Source organism: Burkholderia savannae, from assembly GCF_001524445.2.
In the GTDB taxonomy this organism is placed as follows: Bacteria; Pseudomonadota; Gammaproteobacteria; order Burkholderiales; family Burkholderiaceae; genus Burkholderia; species Burkholderia savannae.
On the sequence record NZ_CP013417.1, the window covers coordinates 87,696 to 113,300 of the forward strand.

The window sequence follows — 25,605 nt, forward strand, 5'->3', positions numbered from 1 at the left end:
GCGACCGGCGACCGGCGACCGGCGACCGGCGACCGGCGACCGGCGACCGGCGACCGGCAACCGGCAACCGGCAACCGGCAACCGGCAACCGGAAACGAAGCCCGCGAAACGCAGCGCCGCAGCTGACAAGCGCCGCCGCAGCCGACTTCCCCGCAACCAACGGAGCGCGCAACCCGAGTTCAGGCAAAATTCGAAGCTTTGCCGTGAGGAGTATCGAATGACGTCTCGCCGCTGGCTTTCCGCTCTTTCGTGCTTTTCGTGCTGTCTCGCGCTCGCTGCATCGCAGACGGCAAGCGCCGCGCAAGCCGACGCGCCCGCGCAGCCGGCGCGCTGGGTCGCGTCCTGGGCGACGGCGCTGCAGCCGATCCCGGATCTCGCGGCGCCGCCGCCGTTGTATCGCGCGCCGGACGTCGCGGGGCGCACGATCCGCCAGATCGTTTATCCGACGCTCGCGGGGCGAGCGGTCCGCATTCGTGTGAGCAACGCATACGGCAAGACGCCGCTCGTGATCGGCGAGGCGAGCATCGCTCGCTCGTCGGGCGGCGCGGCGATCGCGGCCGGCAGTTCGACGACGATGACGTTCGGCGGTCGGCGCGCGATCGAAGTGCCGCCCGGCGAGGAGCGGGAAAGCGATCCGGCCGCATTCGACGTGACGGCGGGCGCGCCATACGCACTCAGCCTGTATATGGGCAGTCGCCAGACGATGGCGGTTTGGCACCGCGTCTCGAATCAGGTCAATTACGTGTCGACGCCGGGTAATCACGCGAGCGACGCCGCGCCCGACGCCTACCTGACGCGCTTCACGCAATCCGCGTGGGTGGCCGAGCTTGCGGTCGAGGCGTCGCGGCCGGGCGCCGCGACGATCGTGGCGATCGGCGATTCGATCACGGACGGCATGCGCTCGAGCCTGAACCGCAATCGGCGCTGGCCGGACGCGTTCGCGGCGCGGCTCGAGCGCTCGGGCGAGCACGACATCGGCGTGGTGAATCTCGGCATCAGCGGAAACCGGCTGCTGAGCGACTCCCGCTGCTACGGCGTCGCGCTCGAGCGCCGCTTCGAGCGCGACGCGCTGGCGCGCGCCAGCGTGAAGGCCGCAGTGCTGCTGATCGGCATCAACGACATCAATTTTGCGGCGATGCCGGCGCGGTCGGGGCTCGATTGCGATGCGCCGCACACGCAGGTCGACGCGCAGTCGCTGATCGCAGGCTACCGCCGGGTGATTGCCGCCGCGCACGCGCGCGGCGTCGCGGTGTTCGGCGCAACGCTGACGCCCGCGTCGCTGCCGCCGGCGCGCGAAGCGATCCGCCGTGAAGTCAACGAGTGGATTCGGACGTCGGGCGCATTTGACGGTGTCGTGGATTTCGACGTCGCGTTGCGCGACCCCGCGAAGCCGTCGGCACTCCAGCGCCGCTACAACAGCGGCGACGACATTCATCCGAGCGATGCGGGGTACGCGGCGATGGCCGACGCGGTGCCGCTGGAGCGGCTGGCGGCGGCGGCTCGGCGCCGTTGAGCGTGCTGCGCCGACACGGTAAGCCGCGGCGACACAAGAATTTTGATGAAACCCTTAAAAAGGGCTTGCGTGAAAGCCGAGTGCTGCCTACAATCACGCCTCTTTCGCGCCAAGCCGAACGCGGCGCGAGAGGGGAAGCGGGAAGTTCCGATGCCGAGGTGGTACGGTCGAAGCGGTAGCCGGCCGGCGGCACGGAAAGGTGATCAGGGCGGAGCGCGACGCGGTAGTAAAAAAGTTGTTGACGCGCTGCGAATAAGTGATCATAATCTCGCTTCTCTGCTGCAGACAACGCAGCGCTGCTGAGAAGGCGGCAGAAAGTAGTGAAGTCTTCTCGCAGATGTGCTCTTTAACAATGAACAGCCGATAAGTGTGGGCGCTTGATGGAAGCGGGCGATCCTTGGATCGCAAGCAAAAGTATCAAGAGTCTCACACTAAAGTAAGTCAGGTTTATGAAGCAATTCATATACCTGTCAGCTTTGAGTGAGCGACCGGTTGGAAACAACCGAAAACAGTAACAGGAATTGAACTGAAGAGTTTGATCCTGGCTCAGATTGAACGCTGGCGGCATGCCTTACACATGCAAGTCGAACGGCAGCACGGGTGCTTGCACCTGGTGGCGAGTGGCGAACGGGTGAGTAAAACATCGGAACATGTCCTGTAGTGGGGGATAGCCCGGCGAAAGCCGGATTAATACCGCATACGATCTACGGATGAAAGCGGGGGACCTTCGGGCCTCGCGCTATAGGGTTGGCCGATGGCTGATTAGCTAGTTGGTGGGGTAAAGGCCTACCAAGGCGACGATCAGTAGCTGGTCTGAGAGGACGACCAGCCACACTGGGACTGAGACACGGCCCAGACTCCTACGGGAGGCAGCAGTGGGGAATTTTGGACAATGGGGGCAACCCTGATCCAGCAATGCCGCGTGTGTGAAGAAGGCCTTCGGGTTGTAAAGCACTTTTGTCCGGAAAGAAAACCTTTGGGCTAATACCCTAGGGGGATGACGGTACCGGAAGAATAAGCACCGGCTAACTACGTGCCAGCAGCCGCGGTAATACGTAGGGTGCGAGCGTTAATCGGAATTACTGGGCGTAAAGCGTGCGCAGGCGGTTTGCTAAGACCGATGTGAAATCCCCGGGCTCAACCTGGGAACTGCATTGGTGACTGGCAGGCTAGAGTATGGCAGAGGGGGGTAGAATTCCACGTGTAGCAGTGAAATGCGTAGAGATGTGGAGGAATACCGATGGCGAAGGCAGCCCCCTGGGCCAATACTGACGCTCATGCACGAAAGCGTGGGGAGCAAACAGGATTAGATACCCTGGTAGTCCACGCCCTAAACGATGTCAACTAGTTGTTGGGGATTCATTTCCTTAGTAACGTAGCTAACGCGTGAAGTTGACCGCCTGGGGAGTACGGTCGCAAGATTAAAACTCAAAGGAATTGACGGGGACCCGCACAAGCGGTGGATGATGTGGATTAATTCGATGCAACGCGAAAAACCTTACCTACCCTTGACATGGTCGGAATCCTGCTGAGAGGCGGGAGTGCTCGAAAGAGAACCGGCGCACAGGTGCTGCATGGCTGTCGTCAGCTCGTGTCGTGAGATGTTGGGTTAAGTCCCGCAACGAGCGCAACCCTTGTCCTTAGTTGCTACGCAAGAGCACTCTAAGGAGACTGCCGGTGACAAACCGGAGGAAGGTGGGGATGACGTCAAGTCCTCATGGCCCTTATGGGTAGGGCTTCACACGTCATACAATGGTCGGAACAGAGGGTCGCCAACCCGCGAGGGGGAGCCAATCCCAGAAAACCGATCGTAGTCCGGATTGCACTCTGCAACTCGAGTGCATGAAGCTGGAATCGCTAGTAATCGCGGATCAGCATGCCGCGGTGAATACGTTCCCGGGTCTTGTACACACCGCCCGTCACACCATGGGAGTGGGTTTTACCAGAAGTGGCTAGTCTAACCGCAAGGAGGACGGTCACCACGGTAGGATTCATGACTGGGGTGAAGTCGTAACAAGGTAGCCGTATCGGAAGGTGCGGCTGGATCACCTCCTTTCTCGAGCTTATTTCCGCGAAGTTGAGCGCTCACGCTTATCGGCTGTAATCAAGACAGACTCAGGGGTCTGTAGCTCAGTCGGTTAGAGCACCGTCTTGATAAGGCGGGGGTCGTTGGTTCGAATCCAACCAGACCCACCAAGTTGTCTGGCGCAGGAAACCTGGGTGAAGTCTCTGTAGGGGGCATAGCTCAGCTGGGAGAGCACCTGCTTTGCAAGCAGGGGGTCGTCGGTTCGATCCCGTCTGCCTCCACCAATTGCGGTGCTCGTTAGTGCTTCAGCGCTTACGAGCATCTCACTCCCGAAGGGAGTCCCAATGGAGAATATTTGATTGGGTTCGAGAGAACGAATCGAGTATTCCCCATTGGCGATTGAGCCAGTCAGAGTGATACGTAGTATGTATCGGCTGTCGTTCTTTAACAATCTGGAAGAAGTAAGTAATTTGGATAGCGGAAGCGTCTAATGAGATGGACGTGGAAACTATCCGGGTTGTGATTGTATCGATGTATCTCAAGATGATTCGGGTCTACTCCCTTCGGGAGTGGGGCCGGCGTAAGCGCTAAAGCGCTAACGCCGGACCGACATCAATTTTGGAATACGGCACAACGCGAGAACTCAACCTGTAGCGACTGTCGTCCCCCATGCGGGGATGGGGCCCTCGTAAGCGCTAAAGCGCTAACGATGGCCGACATGAGACAGACTCGTTATAGGGTCAAGCGAACAAGTGCATGTGGTGGATGCCTTGGCGATCACAGGCGATGAAGGACGCGGTAGCCTGCGAAAAGCTACGGGGAGCTGGCAAACGAGCTTTGATCCGTAGATGTCCGAATGGGGAAACCCACTCCTTTTGGAGTATCCATGGCTGAATACATAGGTCATGTGAGGCGAACGCGGTGAACTGAAACATCTAAGTAACCGCAGGAAAAGAAATCAACCGAGATTCCCAAAGTAGTGGCGAGCGAAATGGGAAGAGCCTGTACTCTTTATCTGTATTGTTAGTCGAACGCTCTGGAAAGTGCGGCCATAGCAGGTGATAGCCCTGTAGACGAAAACAGTATGGAAGAACTAGGTGTACGACAAGTAGGGCGGGACACGTGAAATCCTGTCTGAAGATGGGGGGACCATCCTCCAAGGCTAAATACTCGTGATCGACCGATAGTGAACCAGTACCGTGAGGGAAAGGCGAAAAGAACCCCGGGAGGGGAGTGAAATAGATCCTGAAACCGCATGCATACAAACAGTCGGAGCCTCGTAAGGGGTGACGGCGTACCTTTTGTATAATGGGTCAGCGACTTACGTTCAGTAGCAAGCTTAACCGAATAGGGCAGGCGTAGCGAAAGCGAGTCCGAATAGGGCGTTCAGTTGCTGGGCGTAGACCCGAAACCAAGTGATCTATCCATGGCCAGGATGAAGGTGCGGTAACACGTACTGGAGGTCCGAACCCACTAACGTTGAAAAGTTAGGGGATGAGCTGTGGATAGGGGTGAAAGGCTAAACAAACTTGGAAATAGCTGGTTCTCTCCGAAAACTATTTAGGTAGTGCCTCGTGTCTCACCTTCGGGGGTAGAGCACTGTCATGGTTGGGGGGTCTATTGCAGATTACCCCGCCATAGCAAACTCCGAATACCGAAGAGTGCAATCACGGGAGACAGACATCGGGTGCTAACGTCCGGTGTCAAGAGGGAAACAACCCAGACCGCCAGCTAAGGTCCCCAAATATGGCTAAGTGGGAAACGAAGTGGGAAGGCTAAAACAGTCAGGAGGTTGGCTTAGAAGCAGCCACCCTTTAAAGAAAGCGTAATAGCTCACTGATCGAGTCGTCCTGCGCGGAAGATGTAACGGGGCTAAGCCATATACCGAAGCTGCGGATGCGTGCTTTGCACGCATGGTAGGAGAGCGTTCCGTAAGCCTGCGAAGGTGCGTTGAAAAGCGTGCTGGAGGTATCGGAAGTGCGAATGCTGACATGAGTAGCGATAAAGGGGGTGAAAGGCCCCCTCGCCGTAAGCCCAAGGTTTCCTACGCAACGTTCATCGGCGTAGGGTGAGTCGGCCCCTAAGGCGAGGCAGAAATGCGTAGCTGATGGGAAGCAGGTCAATATTCCTGCACCATTGTTAAATGCGATGGGGGGACGGATCGCGGAAGGTTGTCCGGGTGTTGGAAGTCCCGGTCGCTGCATTGGAGAAGGCGCTTAGGCAAATCCGGGCGCGGAATTCAAGGGTGTGGCGCGAGCTTCTTAGGAAGCGAAGCAATTGGAAGTGGTTCCAAGAAAAGCCTCTAAGCTTCAGTTTAACGATGACCGTACCGCAAACCGACACAGGTGGGCGAGATGAGTATTCTAAGGCGCTTGAGAGAACTCGGGAGAAGGAACTCGGCAAATTGGTACCGTAACTTCGGGATAAGGTACGCCCTGGTAGCTTGATGCGCCTGCGCGCAAAGGGTGAAGGGGTTGCAATAAACTGGTGGCTGCGACTGTTTAATAAAAACACAGCACTCTGCAAACACGAAAGTGGACGTATAGGGTGTGACGCCTGCCCGGTGCCGGAAGATTAAATGATGGGGTGCAAGCTCTTGATTGAAGTCCCGGTAAACGGCGGCCGTAACTATAACGGTCCTAAGGTAGCGAAATTCCTTGTCGGGTAAGTTCCGACCTGCACGAATGGCGTAACGATGGCCACACTGTCTCCTCCCGAGACTCAGCGAAGTTGAAGTGTTTGTGATGATGCAATCTACCCGCGGCTAGACGGAAAGACCCCATGAACCTTTACTGTAGCTTTGCATTGGACTTTGAACCGATCTGTGTAGGATAGGTGGGAGGCTATGAAACCGGAACGCTAGTTTCGGTGGAGCCGTCCTTGAAATACCACCCTGGTTTGTTTGAGGTTCTAACCTTGGCCCGTGATCCGGGTCGGGGACAGTGCATGGTAGGCAGTTTGACTGGGGCGGTCTCCTCCCAAAGCGTAACGGAGGAGTACGAAGGTACGCTAGGTACGGTCGGAAATCGTGCTGATAGTGCAATGGCATAAGCGTGCTTAACTGCGAGACCGACAAGTCGAGCAGGTGCGAAAGCAGGTCATAGTGATCCGGTGGTTCTGTATGGAAGGGCCATCGCTCAACGGATAAAAGGTACTCTGGGGATAACAGGCTGATACCGCCCAAGAGTTCATATCGACGGCGGTGTTTGGCACCTCGATGTCGGCTCATCTCATCCTGGGGCTGTAGCCGGTCCCAAGGGTATGGCTGTTCGCCATTTAAAGAGGTACGTGAGCTGGGTTTAAAACGTCGTGAGACAGTTTGGTCCCTATCTGCCGTGGGCGTTGGAAGTTTGAAGGGGGCTGCTCCTAGTACGAGAGGACCGGAGTGGACGAACCTCTGGTGTACCGGTTGTGACGCCAGTCGCATCGCCGGGTAGCTATGTTCGGAAGAGATAACCGCTGAAAGCATCTAAGCGGGAAACTCGCCTTAAGATGAGACTTCCCCGGGGACTTGATCCCCTTGAAGGGTCGTTCGAGACCAGGACGTTGATAGGTCGGGTGTGTAAGCGCAGTAATGCGTTCAGCTAACCGATACTAATTGCCCGTAAGGCTTGATCCTATAACAAGTCTGTCTCGGTAGTCGTTGGCGCGTCAGCGCTCACGGATATCGAGTGTCGAGTGCAAGGCGCTCGACGTACTGCGGTTGAAGTACCGCGTATGTGTGAGATACAACCTCACAACCCACCCAAGATTACTGCTTCTTCCCAGATTGGTTCTGTTGGCCGCGCCAGCAGAACAACCCTCTTTGCCTGATGACCATAGCGAGTCGGTCCCACCCCTTCCCATCCCGAACAGGACCGTGAAACGACTCCACGCCGATGATAGTGCGGATTGCCCGTGTGAAAGTAGGTAATCGTCAGGCTCCCCTCTGAAAACCCCCGCCCTCGCCGGCGGGGGTTTTGCTTTTTACGCCTTCGCCAATCCCCTGAACGCCCTCGGCAGGAGCCTCGCGCTCCAACTCCCGCCTCGACTCCCTTCTCGCTCGAGCGCGGGCGGGCCTCTCGGACGGTACGCACGCGCTCTTGGGATTCGACCAGCCCTCGCGTCTAGTCCAATCCGGTGCGTGAGTCCGAGGTTAAAGCTGGTGCTGCGTATGCGGACATCATAGGCCCAGGCATCCAGTGCTTCGCCGCGAACTCCGAGCCGCTATCAACGGTGATCGAGGTAGGCAACCCACGCATCTTGTCCAAGCGCTGCAAACCTGTACCGCGCGAAGTCAGGACAACGGGGTGTTGACCTCGATAACCCGGCATTTGCGCGTGTAGTCGTCGACCACATTCAGGCAGTGCAAGCGCTGCTCATGAGCTCACCCGTCAGCGACAAAGTCCATCCGCCAGCTCTGGCTCGGGCCAGTTGGCAACAGCAGTGACATGCGCTCGACAGCGGCAATGCGCTTGTGTCGACGCTTGCGCACGCCTAACCCTGCAAGCGGAGATTCATATTCGGGGCCAGATTATTGATTCTACTTTTACATCCGTGACGATTTCTTTTCGAGCCCAATCGCCGTTTGGCACTTGGCGGCGTTCTTCCAACGCCGTATGATTCAGGTCTTCCGTTTTCCGGCGCGTTTTTTGCCGGGCAGACGGGGGGGCGACGACAGGCGGTACCAGACGTCCCGTTGGATTCAGTAGTCCGCAAGCTCGGTCCTGTTGCCGATGCAATGACAACTGAAAAACGGCGGCGCAGGTTGAACGACATCGGTGCGCTCGAAGAAGATGCAAATAATCTCAACGACGCGCTTGACACGAATTCGATGTACCCCCATAATCGTCAGTTCTCTACGGAGGGGTGCCCGAGTGGCTAAAGGGGGCAGACTGTAAATCTGTTGGCTTACGCCTACGTTGGTTCGAATCCAACCTCCTCCACCAAGACATAAGCACAGAGCGGTATAGGGAATCGTTGCTGGCCCTTGCGGGTGTAGCTCAATGGTAGAGCAGAAGCCTTCCAAGCTTACGACGAGGGTTCGATTCCCTTCACCCGCTCCAGTTCAGGCAGTTGAAACGTAAAGCGCCCATGTGGCTCAGTGGTAGAGCACTCCCTTGGTAAGGGAGAGGTCGGCAGTTCGATCCTGCCCATGGGCACCAGCAGGTAGTCGGTGTCTGTTTGCGCGCGGCGCAACATGTGAAATTCCTTTCGGGAGTTGAAAATGGCCAAGGAAAAGTTTGAGCGGACCAAGCCGCACGTGAACGTTGGTACGATTGGTCACGTTGACCACGGCAAGACGACGCTGACGGCGGCGATCGCGACGGTTCTGTCGGCGAAGTTCGGCGGCGAAGCGAAGAAGTACGACGAAATCGACGCGGCGCCGGAAGAAAAGGCGCGCGGCATCACGATCAACACGGCGCACATCGAGTACGAAACGGCGAACCGCCACTACGCACACGTCGACTGCCCGGGCCACGCCGACTACGTGAAGAACATGATCACGGGCGCGGCGCAGATGGACGGCGCGATCCTGGTGTGCTCGGCAGCAGACGGCCCGATGCCGCAAACGCGTGAGCACATCCTGCTGGCGCGTCAGGTCGGCGTGCCGTACATCATCGTGTTCCTGAACAAGTGCGACATGGTGGACGACGCCGAGCTGCTCGAGCTGGTCGAGATGGAAGTGCGCGAACTGCTGTCGAAGTACGACTTCCCGGGCGACGACACGCCGATCATCAAGGGTTCGGCGAAGCTGGCGCTGGAAGGCGACAAGGGCGAGCTGGGCGAAGTGGCGATCATGAACCTGGCGGACGCGCTGGACACGTACATCCCGACGCCGGAACGCGCGGTGGATGGTGCGTTCCTGATGCCGGTGGAAGATGTGTTCTCGATCTCGGGCCGCGGTACGGTGGTGACGGGTCGTGTCGAGCGTGGCGTGGTCAAGGTCGGCGAGGAAATCGAAATCGTCGGTATCAAGGCGACGGCGAAGACGACCTGCACGGGCGTGGAAATGTTCCGCAAGCTGCTGGACCAAGGTCAGGCAGGCGACAACGTCGGTATCCTGCTGCGCGGCACGAAGCGTGAAGACGTGGAGCGCGGCCAGGTTCTGGCGAAGCCGGGTTCGATCACGCCGCACACGCACTTCACGGCTGAAGTGTACGTGCTGAGCAAGGACGAAGGCGGCCGTCACACGCCGTTCTTCAACAACTACCGTCCGCAGTTCTACTTCCGTACGACGGACGTGACGGGCTCGATCGAGCTGCCGAAGGACAAGGAAATGGTGATGCCGGGCGACAACGTGTCGATCACGGTGAAGCTGATCGCGCCGATCGCGATGGAAGAAGGTCTGCGCTTCGCGATCCGCGAAGGCGGCCGCACCGTCGGCGCCGGCGTCGTCGCCAAGATCATCGAGTAAGCCAGTTACTCGCTGATCGACAGTTTGGGGGCCGGCGCCAGCCGGTCCCAGCATGGTCTAGGGGTATAGCTCAACTGGCAGAGCGTCGGTCTCCAAAACCGAAGGTTGGGGGTTCGATTCCCTCTGCCCCTGCCACATAAGCCACGTTTCTTTGCGTGGCGTTTGTTTTAGAGTGTTATGGCGAATCCTTCCGTCGAAACTGTTAATACCTCCGGCGATAAGCTGATGCTGGCCCTGGGTGTATTGTTGGTCTTGGCCGGATTTGCGGGCTTCTTCTTGCTTGGCGGCAAGGAGTGGTATGTCCGCGGCGCTGCTTTGGCAGTGGGGGTGGTCGCCGGTGTGGGCGTCGCGCTGATATCGCTTCCTGGTAAGAGCTTCATCGCTTTTGCGAAGGATTCGTATCGCGAAGTGCGTAAAGTCGTTTGGCCCACGCGCAAAGAAGCCACGCAAACCACGCTCGTCGTCTTCGGTTTTGTGCTGGTCATGGCGCTCTTTCTTTGGCTAAGCGATAAGTCCATCGAATGGGTGATTTTCTCGGCGATTCTGGGTTGGAAATGATATGAGCGATACTCCGGCATCCCCGAGCGGAAAACGTTGGTACGTCGTGCACGCCTACTCCGGCATGGAGAAGAGCGTGCAACGCGCGCTTCAGGAGCGCATCGAGCGTGCCGGCATGCAGGACAAGTTCGGCCAGATCCTGGTTCCGACCGAGGAAGTGGTTGAAGTCAAGGGTGGTCACAAGGCGGTGACCGAGCGTCGTTTCTTCCCCGGCTACGTGCTGGTCGAAATGGAAATGACGGACGAAACGTGGCACCTCGTGAAAAACACCGCGAAGGTCACCGGTTTCGTCGGCGGGGCGCGCAATCGCCCGAGCCCGATTTCCCCGCGGGAAGTCGAAAAAATCATGTCGCAAATGCAGGAAGGCGTGGAAAAGCCGCGCCCGAAGACCCTGTTCGAAGTCGGCGAGATGGTGCGCGTGAAGGAAGGCCCGTTCACGGACTTCAACGGCACGGTCGAAGAAGTGAACTACGAAAAATCGCGAGTTCGGGTGTCCGTCACCATCTTCGGCCGAGCAACGCCGGTCGAGCTGGAATTCGGGCAGGTCGAAAAGGTTTGAGCAAGTTCAGGTGGGCAGCTCCGGGAGCTGCCCACCTTCGCGCTTACGGCCCGCGTCAATGGCCGTTGAGGAGCGCAAGTAGTCGCACGACGAACCCGCGTTATCACTCACCGAACGCTTGCATGCGTTCCAACGAGGTTTTCAAATGGCAAAGAAGATTGTCGGCTTTATCAAGCTGCAGATCCCTGCAGGTAAAGCCAACCCGTCGCCGCCGGTCGGTCCGGCGCTGGGCCAGCGCGGCCTGAACATCATGGAGTTCTGCAAGGCGTTCAACGCGCAGACTCAAGGCATGGAGCCGGGCCTGCCGGTGCCGGTCGTCATCACGGCATACGCGGACAAGAGCTTCACGTTCGTGATGAAGACCCCGCCCGCGACGGTTCTGATCAAGAAGGCGGCGAAGGTCGACAAGGGCTCGAGCAAACCCCACACCGACAAGGTCGGCAAGATCACCCGCGCACAAGCGGAAGAAATCGCGAAGACCAAGATGCCGGATCTTACGGCAGCTGATCTCGACGCGGCCGTTCGCACCATCGCTGGTAGCGCACGCTCGATGGGCATCACTGTGGAGGGCGTGTAAATGGCCAAGATCTCGAAGCGCCGTCAGGCATTTGCCGCTAAGGTCGATCGTCAGAAGCTGTACGCGATCGACGAGGCCCTCGCTCTCGTGAAGGAATGCGCGAGCGCGAAGTTCAACGAATCGATCGACGTCGCGGTTCAACTCGGCATCGACGCGAAGAAGTCGGACCAGGTCGTTCGTGGTTCGGTCGTGCTGCCGGCCGGTACCGGCAAGTCGGTTCGCGTTGCCGTGTTCGCGCAAGGCGAGAAGGCAGAGCAAGCGCGCGCCGCCGGCGCCGAAGTGGTCGGCATGGAAGATCTGGCTGAGCAGATCAAGGCCGGTCAAATGGACTTCGACATCGTGATCGCTTCGCCGGACACGATGCGTATCGTCGGTACGCTGGGCCAGATCCTCGGCCCGCGCGGCCTGATGCCGAACCCGAAGGTCGGCACGGTCACGCCGGATGTCGCGACCGCAGTGAAGAACGCGAAGGCGGGTCAGGTGCAGTTCCGCGTCGACAAGGCCGGTATCATCCATGCGACGATCGGCCGTGCATCGTTCGAGTCGACCGCGCTGCGCACGAACCTGTCGGCGCTGATCGAAGCGCTGCAGAAGGCGAAGCCGGCGACGAGCAAGGGCGTGTACCTGCGCAAGATCGCGCTGTCGAGCACGATGGGTGTCGGCGTTCGCGTCGACCAAGGCTCGCTGGCCGCGCAGTAAGCGAAGTATTCGAGCCGCGTCCGGGAGAGGCGGCTCAAAAGGGCTTTGGGCGGTCGTTCGAAGGAGCACCATCGAGCGACCGGTTATCAAAGACCGTTGGTGGGAATGCAGCAGTCGGGCGCTCCCTTAATTCAAGCCAACGCAGATGGCGAACCCGAAAGAGTTTTGCAGTGGTGAAGCGAGAGATCGACGAGAGATCGGCGATCTTCAGCGGAAATACTCCTAACGAGTCGGACGCCGTTGTTGAACGAGGTGCGCGACGCGTCATGCGAAGCGTATCGTTTCTGGAGGCTAACCGTGCCGCTTAATAGAGAAGACAAGCAAGCCGTCGTCGCTGAGGTTGCCGCGCAAGTTGCGAAGGCCCAGACCGTTGTGCTCGCTGAGTATCGTGGAATTGCGGTTGGCGATCTGACCACGCTGCGCGCGAAAGCGCGCGAGCAAAAGGTTTACCTGCGCGTTCTGAAGAACACGCTGGCGCGCCGCGCCGTCGAAGGTACGCCGTTTGCTCCGCTGGCAGAGCAGATGACTGGTCCCCTGATCTACGGCATCTCGGAAGATGCAATTGCCGCTGCTAAGGTCGTCAACGACTTCAGCAAGAGCAATGACAAGTTGGTCATCAAGGCCGGTTCGTTCGATGGCAAGGTGATGGACAAGGCAGGCGTGCAAGCGCTCGCCAGCATCCCGAGCCGCGAAGAACTGCTCTCGAAGCTGCTGTTCGTCATGCAAGCGCCTGTTTCCGGCTTTGCGCGCGCTCTGGCCGCGCTCGCCGAGAAGAAGCAAGCCGAAGCTGCGTAATTGCTACGCGCGAACGCACATCAGCGTCACTGATCGCTGGCTGTATCCGAATTCAATTTAGGAGTATTTCAAATGGCAATCGCAAAAGAAGACATCCTGGCCGCAGTCGAAGGGATGACCGTTCTGGAACTGAACGAGCTGGTCAAGGCGTTCGAAGAGAAGTTTGGCGTGTCGGCTGCTGCTGTCGCCGTTGCTGGCCCGGCTGCCGGCGGCGCGGCTGCTGCTGCTGAAGAAAAGACCGAATTCACGGTCGTTCTGGCTGAAACCGGCGCCAACAAGGTTTCCGTCATCAAGGCCGTTCGCGAACTCACGGGCCTGGGCCTGAAGGAAGCGAAGGACCTCGTCGACGGCGCGCCGAAGCCCGTCAAGGAAGGCGTGGACAAGGCCGCTGCCGACGATGCGAAGAAGAAGTTGGAAGAAGCTGGCGCGAAGGTCGAAATCAAGTAAGTTTCGACGCGCTGTGCGAAGGCTGGCGGTTTTTCACCGCCGGCCTTTTTGTGCTTTGTGGGGGCAGTGTTTTGACACTCTTTGAAGAGGTTGGACGAGCCCCCTTAGAAGCCAAAGAAAAACGCCTATCCACGATCGATCGGCGATTCTCTTTGTCTTCTGAAGCGACTGCAGAAGGCAAGTTTGGTCGGGCAGCGGGCAACACAGGCATCCGCTGCCGTCAGCCAGCGGTTGGTAGCGGCCAACCACCAAGCTTCTCGGCTCGTGCCGTCGGACGGCCATCGGGTCTCAGTCGGTGAACACTCGGGTTTGACACGTCAAGGTATCCCGCCTCGATAGCGCCCGTCGTGATTCGGAGATCGTATGCAATATTCCTTCACCGAGAAGAAGCGCATTCGCAAGAGTTTCGCGAAGCGTTCCATCGTTCACCAAGTGCCTTTTCTGCTGGCCACCCAGCTTGAATCATTCAGCACATTTCTGCAAGCCGATGTGCTCACCGCGCAACGCAAGTCCGAAGGGTTGCAGGCGGCCTTCACGTCGGTGTTTCCCATCGTCTCGCATAACGGCTTTGCTCGTCTCGAGTTCGTGAGCTATGCGTTGTCGTCGCCGGCGTTCAACATCAAGGAATGCCAGCAGCGCGGCCTGACCTATTGCTCGGCGCTGCGCGCGAAGGTGCGCCTCGTGCTCCTCGACAAGGAGTCGCCGAGCAAGCCCGTCGTCAAGGAAGTGAAGGAACAGGAAGTGTACATGGGCGAAATTCCGCTCATGACGCCGACCGGTTCGTTCGTCATCAACGGCACCGAGCGCGTGATCGTGTCGCAGCTGCACCGGTCGCCCGGCGTGTTCTTCGAACACGATAAGGGCAAGACGCATAGCTCGGGCAAGCTGCTGTTCTCCGCGCGGATCATTCCGTACCGCGGCTCTTGGCTCGACTTCGAATTCGATCCGAAGGACGTGCTGTTCTTCCGCGTCGACCGTCGTCGCAAGATGCCGGTCACGATTCTGTTGAAGGCGATCGGCCTCACGCCGGAACAGATCCTCGCGAACTTCTTCGTCTTCGACAACTTCACGCTGATGGACGAAGGCGCGCAGATGGAGTTCGTGCCCGAGCGCCTGCGCGGCGAAGTCGCGCGCTTCGACATCACTGATCGCGAAGGCAAGGTCATCGTCCAGAAGGACAAGCGGATCAACGCGAAGCACATTCGCGATCTCGAAGCCGCGAAGACCAAGTACATCTCGGTGCCCGAAGACTATCTGCTCGGCCGCGTGCTGGCGAAGAACGTTGTCGACGGCGACACGGGCGAAGTGATCGCGAACGCGAACGACGAGATCACGGAAGGTGTGCTCGAGAAGCTGCGCGAAGCGAAGATCAACGAAATCCAGACGCTCTACACGAACGATCTGGACCAGGGCCCGTACATCTCGTCGACGCTGCGTGTCGACGAAACCGTCGACAAGACGGCCGCGCGCATCGCGATTTACCGGATGATGCGCCCGGGCGAGCCGCCCACGGAAGAAGCCGTCGAGGCGCTGTTCAACCGCCTGTTCTACAGCGAAGACGCGTACGACCTGTCGAAGGTCGGCCGCATGAAGTTCAACCGCCGCGTCGGCCGTGACGAGATCATCGGCCCGATGACGCTGCAGGACGACGACATCCTCGCGACGATCAAGATCCTCGTCGAGCTGCGCAACGGCAAGGGCGAAGTGGACGATATCGACCACCTCGGCAACCGGCGCGTGCGCTGCGTCGGCGAACTGGCGGAAAACCAGTTCCGCGCGGGCCTCGTGCGCGTCGAGCGCGCGGTGAAGGAACGCCTCGGCCAGGCCGAGAGCGAAAACCTGATGCCGCACGACCTGATCAACTCGAAGCCGATTTCGTCGGCGATCCGCGAGTTCTTCGGTTCGTCGCAGCTGTCGCAGTTCATGGACCAGACCAACCCGCTGTCGGAAATCACGCACAAGCGCCGTGTTTCCGCACTGGGCCCGGGCGGCCTGACGCGCGAGCGCGCGGGCTTCGAAGTGCGCGACGTGCACCCGACCCACTACGGCCGCGTGTGCCCGATCGAAACGCCGGAAGGTCCGAACATCGGTCTTATCAACTCGCTCGCGCTGTACGCGCACCTGAACGAGTACGGCTTCCTCGAGACGCCGTACCGCAAGGTCGTCGACAGCAAGGTGACCGACCAGATCGATTATCTGTCGGCGATCGAGGAAGGCCGTTACATGATCGCGCAGGCGAACGCGGCGATCAGCGACGACGGCTCGCTCGTCGACGAACTGGTGTCGTCGCGTGAAGCCGGCGAAACGATGATGGTCACGCCGGACCGCATCCAATACATGGACGTGGCGCCGTCGCAGATCGTGTCGGTTGCAGCGTCGCTGATTCCGTTCCTCGAGCACGACGATGCGAACCGCGCGCTGATGGGCTCGAACATGCAGCGCCAGGCCGTGCCGTGTCTGCGTCCGGAGAAGCCCGTCGTCGGTACCGGCATCGAGCGCACCGTGGCGGTCGACTCGGGCACGACGGTGCAGGCGTTGCGCGGCGGCGTCGTCGACTATGTCGACGCGGGCCGTATCGTGATTCGCGTGAACGACGACGAAGCGGTCGCGGGTGAAGTCGGCGTCGACATCTACAACCTGATGAAGTACACGCGTTCGAACCAGAACACGAACATCAATCAGCGTCCGATCGTGAAGATGGGCGACAAGGTTGCGCGCGGCGACGTGCTGGCCGACGGCGCGTCGACCGACCTGGGCGAGCTCGCGCTCGGCCAGAACATGCTGATCGCGTTCATGCCGTGGAACGGCTACAACTTCGAGGATTCGATCCTGATCTCGGAGCGGGTCGTGGCCGACGATCGCTACACGTCGATCCACATCGAAGAGCTGAGCGTCGTTGCACGCGACACGAAGCTCGGGCCGGAAGAAATCACGCGCGACATCTCGAACCTGGCGGAAGTCCAGCTCGGCCGTCTCGACGAATCGGGCATCGTGTACATCGGTGCGGAAGTCGAAGCGGGCGACGTGCTGGTCGGCAAGGTCACGCCGAAGGGCGAGACCCAGCTGACGCCGGAAGAGAAGCTGCTGCGCGCGATCTTCGGCGAGAAGGCGTCGGACGTGAAGGACACGTCGCTGCGCGTGCCGTCGGGCATGAGCGGCACCGTGATCGACGTCCAGGTGTTCACGCGTGAAGGCATCCAGCGCGACAAGCGTGCGCAACAGATCATCGACGACGAACTGAAGCGCTACCGTCTCGACCTGAACGACCAGCTGCGCATCGTGGAAGGCGACGCGTTCCAGCGTCTCGCGCGCATGCTCGTGGGCAAGGTCGCGAACGGTGGTCCGAAGAAGCTCGCGAAGGGCACGAAGATCGACCAGGCTTACCTGGAAGACCTCGACCACTACCACTGGTTCGACATCCGTCTCGCGGACGACGAAGCGGCGGCGCAGCTCGAAGCGATCAAGAACTCGATCGAAGAAAAGCGTCACCAGTTCGACCTCGCGTTCGAAGAGAAGCGCAAGAAGCTCACGCAAGGCGACGAACTGCCGCCGGGCGTGCTGAAGATGGTCAAGGTGTACCTCGCGGTCAAGCGTCGCCTGCAGCCTGGCGACAAGATGGCAGGCCGTCACGGTAACAAGGGTGTCGTGTCGAAGATCGTTCCGGTTGAAGACATGCCGTACATGGCCGACGGCCGTCCGGCGGACGTCGTGCTGAACCCGCTCGGCGTGCCGTCGCGGATGAACGTGGGTCAGGTTCTGGAAGTGCATCTCGGCTGGGCCGCGAAGGGCCTCGGCTGGCGTATCGGCGAAATGCTCGCGCGCCAGACGAAGATCGAGGAACTGCGCGTGTTCCTGACGAAGATCTACAACGAGTCGGGCCGCGCGGAAGAGCTGGACAGCTTCAGCGACGACGAAATCCTCGAGCTCGCGAAGAACCTGCGCGAAGGCGTGCCGTTCGCGACGCCGGTGTTCGACGGTGCGACCGAGGAAGAGATGTCGAAGATGCTCGATCTCGCGTTCCCGGACAACATCGCCGAGCAGCTCGACATGAACCCGTCGAAGAACCAGGTGCGCCTGTACGACGGCCGCACGGGCGAGCCGTTCGAGCGCCGCGTGACGGTGGGCTACATGCACTACCTGAAGCTGCACCACTTGGTCGACGACAAGATGCACGCGCGTTCGACGGGCCCGTACTCGCTCGTTACGCAGCAGCCGCTCGGCGGTAAGGCGCAGTTCGGTGGCCAGCGTTTCGGTGAAATGGAAGTGTGGGCGCTCGAAGCGTATGGCGCGTCCTACGTGCTGCAGGAAATGCTGACGGTGAAGTCGGACGACGTGACCGGCCGGACCAAGGTTTATGAAAACCTGGTCAAGGGCGACCACGTGATCGACGCCGGCATGCCGGAATCCTTCAATGTGCTGGTGAAGGAAATCCGCTCGCTCGGTATCGATATCGATCTCGACCGCAATTAATCGGACTACGGAGAGAAAGCAATGAAAGCTCTGCTCGATCTATTCAAGCAAGTCCAACAAGAAGAAGTTTTTGACGCGATCAAGATCGGTCTGGCCTCGCCGGACAAGATCCGTTCGTGGTCGTTCGGCGAAGTGAAGAAGCCGGAGACCATCAACTACCGTACGTTCAAGCCGGAACGCGATGGTCTCTTCTGCGCGAAGATCTTCGGGCCGATCAAGGACTACGAGTGCCTGTGCGGCAAGTACAAGCGCCTGAAGCACCGCGGCGTGATCTGCGAGAAGTGCGGCGTCGAAGTGACGCTGGCGAAGGTGCGCCGCGAGCGGATGGGCCACATCGAGCTGGCCTCGCCGGTCGCGCACATCTGGTTCCTGAAGTCGCTGCCGTCGCGTCTGGGCATGGTGCTCGACATGACGCTGCGCGACATCGAGCGCGTGCTGTACTTCGAAGCGTACGTGGTGATCGAACCGGGCATGACGCCGCTGAAGGCGCGGCAGATCATGACCGAAGAGGATTACTACAACAAGGTCGAGGAATACGGCGACGAATTCCGTGCCGAGATGGGCGCGGAAGGCGTGCGCGAGCTGCTGCGCGCGATCAACATCGACGAGCAGGTCGAGACGCTGCGCACCGAGCTGAAGAACACCGGCTCGGAAGCGAAGATCAAGAAGTACGCGAAGCGCCTGAAGGTCCTCGAGGCATTCCAGCGCTCGGGCATCAAGCCCGAGTGGATGATCCTCGAAGTGCTGCCGGTGCTGCCGCCGGAACTGCGTCCGCTCGTGCCGCTGGACGGCGGCCGTTTCGCGACGTCGGACCTGAACGACCTGTACCGCCGCGTGATCAACCGTAACAACCGGTTGAAGCGTCTGCTCGAGCTGAAGGCCCCGGAAATCATCGTTCGCAACGAAAAGCGGATGCTGCAGGAAGCTGTCGACTCGCTGCTCGACAACGGCCGCCGCGGCAAGGCGATGACGGGCGCGAACAAGCGTCCGCTGAAGTCGCTCGCCGACATGATCAAGGGCAAGGGCGGTCGTTTCCGTCAGAACCTGCTGGGCAAGCGCGTCGACTACTCGGGCCGTTCGGTCATCGTGGTCGGCCCGACGCTGAAGCTGCACCAGTGCGGCCTGCCGAAGCTGATGGCGCTCGAGCTGTTCAAGCCGTTCATCTTCAACAAGCTGGAAGTGATGGGGGTAGCTACGACCATCAAGGCTGCGAAGAAGGAAGTCGAGAACCAGACGCCGGTGGTGTGGGACATCCTCGAAGAGGTGATCCGCGAGCACCCGGTGATGCTGAACCGTGCGCCGACGCTGCACCGTCTCGGTATCCAGGCGTTCGAGCCGGTGCTGATCGAAGGCAAGGCGATCCAGCTGCACCCGCTCGTCTGCGCGGCGTTCAACGCCGACTTCGACGGTGACCAGATGGCCGTTCACGTGCCGCTGTCGCTCGAAGCGCAGATGGAAGCGCGCACGCTGATGCTCGCGTCGAACAACGTGCTGTTCCCGGCCAACGGCGATCCGTCGATCGTGCCGTCGCAGGATATCGTGCTGGGTCTGTACTACGCGACCCGCGAAGCGATCAACGCGAAGGGTGAAGGCCTGTCGTTCACCGGCGTGTCGGAAGTGATCCGCGCGTACGAGAACAAGGAAGTCGAGCTCGCGTCGCGCGTCAACGTGCGGATCACCGAAATGGTCCGCAACGAGGACACCTCCGAAGGCGCGCCGCAGTTCGTGCCGAAGATCTCGCTGTACGCGACGACCGTCGGCCGCGCGATCCTGTCGGAAATTCTGCCGGCCGGCCTGCCGTTCTCGGTGCTGAACAAGCCGCTGAAGAAAAAGGAAATCTCGCGCCTGATCAACACGGCGTTCCGCAAGTGCGGCCTGCGCGCGACGGTGGTGTTCGCCGATCAACTGATGCAGTCGGGTTTCCGTCTCGCGACGCGCGCCGGCATTTCGATCTGCGTGGACGACATGCTCGTGCCGCCGCAGAAGGAAACGATCGTCGGCGACGCCGCGAAGAAGGTGAAGGAGTACGACCGCCAGTACATGTCGGGTCTCGTCACCGCGCAGGAACGCTACAACAACGTGGTCGACATCTGGTCGGCGACGTCGGAAGCGGTCGGCAAGGCGATGATGGAGCAGCTGTCGACGGAGCCGGTGACGGACCGCGACGGCAACGCGACGCGCCAGGAGTCGTTCAACTCGATCTACATGATGGCCGACTCGGGCGCCCGGGGTTCGGCGGTGCAGATTCGTCAGCTGGCCGGTATGCGCGGCCTGATGGCGAAGCCGGACGGCTCGATTATCGAGACGCCGATTACCGCGAACTTCCGCGAAGGCCTGAACGTGTTGCAGTACTTCATCTCGACCCACGGTGCACGTAAGGGTCTGGCTGATACGGCACTGAAGACCGCGAACTCGGGTTATCTGACGCGTCGTCTCGTCGACGTGACGCAGGATCTCGTCGTGGTCGAGGACGATTGCGGCACGAGCAACGGCGTCGCGATGAAGGCGCTCGTCGAAGGCGGTGAAGTCGTCGAAGCGCTGCGCGACCGTATCCTCGGCCGCGTCGCCGCGTCGGACGTCGTCAATCCGGAAACGCAGGAAACGCTGTACGAAGCGGGCACGCTGCTCGACGAAACGGCGGTGGAAGACATCGAGCGTCTCGGCATCGACGAAGTGCGCGTGCGCACGGCGCTGACCTGCGAAACGCGCTACGGCCTGTGCGCGTCGTGCTACGGCCGCGATCTCGGCCGCGGCTCGCTCGTGAACGTCGGCGAAGCGGTCGGCGTGATCGCCGCGCAGTCGATCGGCGAACCGGGCACGCAGCTGACGATGCGTACGTTCCACATCGGTGGTGCGGCATCGCGTGCGGCAGTGGCCTCGTCGGTGGAAGCGAAGAGCAACGGCACGGTGCGCTTCACGGCGTCGATGCGCTACGTGACGAACGCGAAGGGCGAGCAGATCGTCATCTCGCGTTCGGGCGAGGCGCTGATCACCGACGACATCGGCCGCGAGCGCGAGCGTCACAAGATCCCGTACGGCGCGACGCTGTTGCAGCTCGACGGCGCGGCGATCAAGGCGGGCACGCAACTCGCGACGTGGGACCCGTTGACGCGCCCGATCATCACCGAGTACGGCGGTACGGTGAAGTTCGAAAACGTCGAGGAAGGCGTGACGGTCGCGAAGCAGATCGACGACGTGACCGGCCTGTCGACCCTCGTCGTGATCGACGTGAAGCGCCGCGGCTCGCAGGCTGCGAAGAGCGTGCGTCCGCAGGTGAAGCTGCTCGACGCGAACGGCGACGAAGTGAAGATCCCGGGCACGGAGCACTCGGTGCAGATCGGCTTCCAGGTCGGCGCGCTGATCACCGTGAAGGACGGTCAGCAGGTGCAGGTCGGTGAAGTGCTCGCACGTATCCCGACCGAATCGCAGAAGACCCGTGACATTACCGGTGGTCTGCCGCGAGTCGCCGAGCTGTTCGAAGCGCGTTCGCCGAAGGATGCGGGCATCCTCGCGGAAGTCACCGGCACGGTGTCGTTCGGCAAGGACACGAAGGGCAAGCAGCGTCTCGTCATCACGGACCTCGAGGGCAGCCAGCACGAGTTCCTGATCGCAAAGGAAAAGCAGGTGCTCGTCCACGACGGTCAGGTCGTCAACAAGGGCGAAATGATCGTGGACGGCCCGGCCGATCCGCACGACATCCTGCGCCTGCAGGGTATCGAGGCGCTGTCGCGCTACATCGTCGACGAAGTGCAGGACGTGTACCGTCTGCAGGGTGTGAAGATCAACGACAAGCACATCGAAGTGATCGTGCGTCAGATGCTGCGCCGTGTGCAGATCGTGGACAACGGCGACACGCGCTTCATCCCCGGCGAGCAGGTCGAGCGTTCGGACATGCTGGACGAGAACGATCGCATGATCGCCGAGGACAAGCGCCCGGCAACGTACGACAACATCCTGTTGGGTATCACGAAGGCGTCGCTGTCGACCGACTCGTTCATCTCCGCGGCATCGTTCCAGGAAACGACCCGCGTGCTGACGGAAGCGGCGATCATGGGCAAGCGCGACGATCTGCGCGGTCTGAAGGAAAACGTGATCGTCGGCCGTCTGATTCCGGCCGGTACCGGCCTCGCGTTCCACAAGGCGCGCAAGGCGAAGGAGCTGTCTGATCGCGAGCGTTTCGACCAGATCGCAGCGGAAGAAGCGTTCGAGTTCGGCACGCCGGCGGCGCCCGCCGAAGAGCCGCAACACCCGGCGGAGTGAGCGAGGCGGCGCGAGCCGCTTTGCCAGCCTGCTGATGAAGCCGCCCGGTTTCGACCGGGCGGCTTTTTTTATGCGCGAACCGTGCGGCGGCGAGTCGGCCGAACGGACAACGTGTGACCGCCGTCCTCCTTTCGCCGCGGGGACGTTGGTAAAATCCCACCCACCGGCTCTTTTCGCTGTCCATCATCCGATCCATGTCCCGCGCGCTCGAAATTCTCAACGAAGTCTTTGGCTACCCCGCCTTCCGCGGTCAACAGGGCGAGATCGTCGAGCACGTTGCGGCGGGCGGCGACTGTCTCGTGCTGATGCCGACGGGCGGCGGCAAGTCGCTCTGCTATCAGATTCCGGCGCTCGTGCGCAGCGAGTCGGGCCGCGGCGCGGGCATCGTCGTGTCGCCGCTGATCGCGCTGATGCAGGATCAGGTCGCCGCGCTGTCCGAAGTCGGCGTGCGCGCCGCGTATCTGAATTCGACGCTCTCCGGCGCCGAAGCGGCCGCGACCGAGCGCGCGCTGCGCGACGGCGACATCGATCTGCTCTACGTCGCGCCCGAGCGTCTGATGACGCCGCGCTTCCTCGATCTGCTCGAGCGCGCGCGCATCGGCCTTTTCGCGATCGACGAGGCGCATTGCGTATCACAGTGGGGGCACGATTTCCGGCCCGAATACATCCAGTTGTCGGTGCTGCACGAGCGCTTCCCGGACGTGCCGCGGATCGCGCTCACGGCGACCGCCGACGCGATCACGCGCGACGAGATCGTCCAGCGCCTCGCGCTCGACGACGCACGGATCTTCGTGTCGAGCTTCGATCGGCCGAACATCCGTTACCGGATCGTCGAAAAGGACAACGCGCGCTCGCAACTGCTCGACTTCATCCGCGCGGAGCACACGAACGCGGACGGCACGACCGACGCGGGGGTCGTCTACTGCCTGTCGCGTCGCAAGGTCGAGGAGACGGCCGAGTGGCTGAAGGCGCAGGGGGTACGCGCGCTGCCGTATCACGCGGGAATGGAGTTCGGAATCCGGCAGAAGCACCAGGAGATGTTCCAGCGCGAGGAAGGGGTCGTGATGTGCGCGACGATCGCGTTCGGGATGGGCATCGACAAGCCGGACGTGCGCTTCGTCGCGCACCTGGATTTGCCGAAGAGCGTCGAGGGCTACTACCAGGAGACGGGGCGCGCCGGCCGCGACGGCATGCCGGCGAACGCATGGATGGCGTACGGGCTCGGCGATGTCGTCCAGCAGCGCAAGATGATCGACGAATCGGACGCGGACGATACGCACAAGCGCGTCCAGACGTCGAAGCTCGACGCGCTGCTCGGGCTGTGCGAGACGGCGTCGTGCCGCCGCGTGCGGCTCCTCGCGTATTTCGGCGAGACGAGCGGGCCGTGCGGCAATTGCGACACCTGCCTCGAGCCGCCGGCGACATGGGACGCGACGCGCGAGGCGCAGATGGCGCTGTCGTGCGTGTTTCGCGCGCAGCGCGCGAGCGGCTTCAATTTCGGCGCGAGCCACCTGATCGAAGTGCTGCGCGGCGCGCGCACCGAAAAGGTGTTGCAGCGCGGCCACGAGAGTCTCAGCACGTTCGGCATCGGCGCCGAGCTGTCCGAGGCCGAATGGCGCGCGATCTTCCGGCAACTGGTCGCGTTCGGCTATTTGGCCGTCGATCACGGCGGCTTCGGCGCGCTCGTGCTGACCGAGGCGAGCAAGCCGGTGCTCAAGGGCGAGGAGACGGTCACGCTGCGCCGCTACGTGAAGCCCGCGCGCACCCGACAGTCGTCGGGCCGCAGCGGCGCGCGCGTCGATCCGACGGCGGGCATGAACGCGCGCGAGCGCGCGTGCTGGGAGCGGCTGCGCACGTGGCGCGCCGAAACCGCAAAGAGCGACGGCGTGCCGGCGTACGTGATCTTTCACGACGCGACGCTCGCGGAGATCGCGCGCAACGCGCCGGAATCGATCGACGATCTGCGCCATATTCCGGGCATCGGCGCGCGCAAGCTCGACCGCTTCGGCGACGAGCTCCTCGAGGTCGTCGAAGCGGCCTGATGACGCGGGGCGCTCGCCTTCGCATTCTGGCACCAAAAATCACGCAAGCTGTTGACTCGCTTGGGATTTTCGGAATATCATGCCGGGTTCCGGTTCTTGGTGGGTTGATTCCTGGGCGCAAGCCTGGGGGCCGCGCACGCGTTCCGGAGCGTCACGCGCGTCGGATTTCGCTTTGCCCGAGGCCGACGTGCCGATTTTGGTCAATTTCAGGAATAAACAATGCCAACCATCAATCAACTGGTTCGCAAAGGCCGCGCGTCGGAAACGACGAAGAGCAAGAGCCCGGCCCTGCAGGACTGCCCCCAGCGTCGCGGCGTGTGCACCCGTGTGTACACGACGACGCCGAAGAAGCCGAACTCGGCACTCCGTAAGGTCGCCAAGGTTCGTCTGACGAACGGCTTCGAAGTGATTTCGTACATCGGCGGTGAAGGCCACAACCTGCAGGAGCACTCGGTTGTGCTGATCCGCGGCGGCCGTGTGAAGGACTTGCCGGGTGTGCGTTACCACATGGTTCGCGGCTCGCTGGATACGCAGGGCGTCAAGGACCGTAAGCAGGCTCGCTCGAAGTACGGCGCGAAGCGTGCGAAGGCTGCGAAGTAAGCTGCGTCTGAATGGAGATCGCCTCCGGGCGGTTAAGGCGGTGGTGCCGGATTGCCGGTGCTGTCGAGTAAGTGGTCACCCGGCCAAGCTGGTTAGTCGAGCAGATGTGATCGGGTTAGTTGGTGGCCGCGGGGCTTTCGAGCTCCAACTGAACAGGTAAAGGAAGAAACATGCCGCGTCGTCGCGAAGTCCCCAAGCGGGAAGTGTTGCCGGATCCGAAGTACGGCAACGTAGATGTAGCCAAGTTCATGAACATGCTGATGCTGTCCGGCAAGAAGTCGGTGGCTGAGCGCATCGTTTATGGCGCTTTCGAACAAATCCAGACCAAGGGTGGCAAGGACCCGCTGGAAGTGTTCACGGTTGCGCTCAACAACGTGAAGCCGGTGGTCGAAGTGAAGAGCCGTCGCGTTGGTGGTGCGAACTATCAGGTTCCGGTCGAAGTGCGCCCGTCGCGTCGTATGGCATTGGCGATGCGCTGGTTGCGCGAGGCTGCGAAGAAGCGTAGCGAGAAGTCGATGGCTCTGCGCCTTGCAGGTGAACTCTCCGAAGCGGCTGAAGGCCGCGGCGGCGCGATGAAGAAGCGCGACGAAGTTCACCGGATGGCGGAAGCCAACCGTGCGTTCTCGCACTTCCGTTTCTAAGCGCCGGACTGGGCTTTTAGC

13 protein-coding genes, 6 tRNA genes and 3 rRNA genes are annotated in these 25,605 nt (G+C 60.9%); all 22 read left to right on the forward strand.

The features are described from left to right. Positions 1-217 precede the first annotated feature (217 nt). Entirely contained in the window at positions 218-1,513 is a 1,296-nt protein-coding gene (locus WS78_RS00445; protein WP_059582611.1) for an SGNH/GDSL hydrolase family protein, read from the forward strand. Between the two features lie 523 nt (positions 1,514-2,036). Then, positions 2,037-3,569 (forward strand): 16S ribosomal RNA (locus tag WS78_RS00460). A gap of 63 nt (positions 3,570-3,632) precedes the next feature. Further along, positions 3,633-3,709 (forward strand) — tRNA-Ile (locus WS78_RS00465). Positions 3,710-3,747: 38 nt separating this feature from the next. After that, positions 3,748-3,823, forward strand: a tRNA-Ala gene (locus tag WS78_RS00470). Between the two features lie 454 nt (positions 3,824-4,277). Further along, positions 4,278-7,158: ribosomal RNA gene (locus tag WS78_RS00480) — 23S ribosomal RNA — on the forward strand. Between the two features lie 189 nt (positions 7,159-7,347). Beyond that, positions 7,348-7,461: ribosomal RNA gene (gene rrf, locus WS78_RS00485) — 5S ribosomal RNA — on the forward strand. Together the 16S, 23S and 5S rRNA genes with 2 tRNA genes alongside form the textbook arrangement of a ribosomal RNA operon. 920 nt (positions 7,462-8,381) lie before the next feature. Further along, a tRNA-Tyr gene (locus WS78_RS00490) sits at positions 8,382-8,467 on the forward strand. 43 nt (positions 8,468-8,510) lie between these two features. Continuing rightward, positions 8,511-8,584, forward strand: a tRNA-Gly gene (locus tag WS78_RS00495). Between the two features lie 24 nt (positions 8,585-8,608). Further along, positions 8,609-8,683: transfer RNA gene (locus tag WS78_RS00500), tRNA-Thr, on the forward strand. Positions 8,684-8,745: 62 nt separating this feature from the next. Further along, positions 8,746-9,936 (forward strand): elongation factor Tu, encoded by a 1,191-nt coding sequence (gene tuf / locus WS78_RS00505; protein ID WP_059577396.1) that lies wholly within the window; start codon positions 8,746-8,748, stop codon positions 9,934-9,936. A gap of 59 nt (positions 9,937-9,995) precedes the next feature. Continuing rightward, positions 9,996-10,071: transfer RNA gene (locus WS78_RS00510), tRNA-Trp, on the forward strand. Between the two features lie 42 nt (positions 10,072-10,113). Beyond that, a complete protein-coding gene (gene secE, locus WS78_RS00515) occupies positions 10,114-10,494 on the forward strand; it encodes a preprotein translocase subunit SecE (RefSeq protein ID WP_038754729.1) in 381 nt (126 codons plus the stop codon). 1 nt (position 10,495) lies between these two features. Next, positions 10,496-11,053, forward strand: a complete 558-nt coding sequence (gene nusG, locus WS78_RS00520; RefSeq protein ID WP_004525645.1) for a transcription termination/antitermination protein NusG — start codon at positions 10,496-10,498, stop codon at positions 11,051-11,053. 145 nt (positions 11,054-11,198) lie between these two features. Continuing rightward, complete coding sequence (rplK, locus tag WS78_RS00525) at positions 11,199-11,630, forward strand: 50S ribosomal protein L11 (RefSeq protein ID WP_004198368.1); 432 nt, start codon at positions 11,199-11,201, stop codon at positions 11,628-11,630. Next, complete coding sequence (gene rplA / locus WS78_RS00530; protein WP_038754732.1) at positions 11,631-12,329, forward strand: 50S ribosomal protein L1; 699 nt, start codon at positions 11,631-11,633, stop codon at positions 12,327-12,329. It abuts the gene before it with no gap. A gap of 297 nt (positions 12,330-12,626) precedes the next feature. Next, positions 12,627-13,124: a 50S ribosomal protein L10 gene (gene rplJ / locus WS78_RS00535; RefSeq protein WP_006400668.1), complete on the forward strand. Its 498-nt coding sequence runs from the start codon at positions 12,627-12,629 to the stop codon at positions 13,122-13,124. Between the two features lie 72 nt (positions 13,125-13,196). Continuing rightward, entirely contained in the window at positions 13,197-13,571 is a 375-nt protein-coding gene (gene rplL / locus WS78_RS00540; protein ID WP_038754735.1) for a 50S ribosomal protein L7/L12, read from the forward strand. 363 nt (positions 13,572-13,934) lie between these two features. Then, a complete protein-coding gene (rpoB, locus tag WS78_RS00545) occupies positions 13,935-18,041 on the forward strand; it encodes a DNA-directed RNA polymerase subunit beta (protein WP_059577401.1) in 4,107 nt (1,368 codons plus the stop codon). Positions 18,042-18,062: 21 nt separating this feature from the next. Beyond that, on the forward strand, positions 18,063-22,301 hold the full coding sequence (gene rpoC, locus WS78_RS00550; RefSeq protein WP_038754740.1) for a DNA-directed RNA polymerase subunit beta': 4,239 nt from the start codon (positions 18,063-18,065) through the stop codon (positions 22,299-22,301). A 194-nt stretch (positions 22,302-22,495) separates the two neighbouring features. After that, on the forward strand, positions 22,496-24,343 hold the full coding sequence (gene recQ / locus WS78_RS00555) for a DNA helicase RecQ (protein WP_059577398.1): 1,848 nt from the start codon (positions 22,496-22,498) through the stop codon (positions 24,341-24,343). Between the two features lie 219 nt (positions 24,344-24,562). Then, positions 24,563-24,943, forward strand: a complete 381-nt coding sequence (gene rpsL / locus WS78_RS00565) for a 30S ribosomal protein S12 (RefSeq protein ID WP_004521903.1) — start codon at positions 24,563-24,565, stop codon at positions 24,941-24,943. Between the two features lie 170 nt (positions 24,944-25,113). Continuing rightward, on the forward strand, positions 25,114-25,584 hold the full coding sequence (gene rpsG / locus WS78_RS00570; RefSeq protein ID WP_004198359.1) for a 30S ribosomal protein S7: 471 nt from the start codon (positions 25,114-25,116) through the stop codon (positions 25,582-25,584). Positions 25,585-25,605 lie beyond the last annotated feature (21 nt).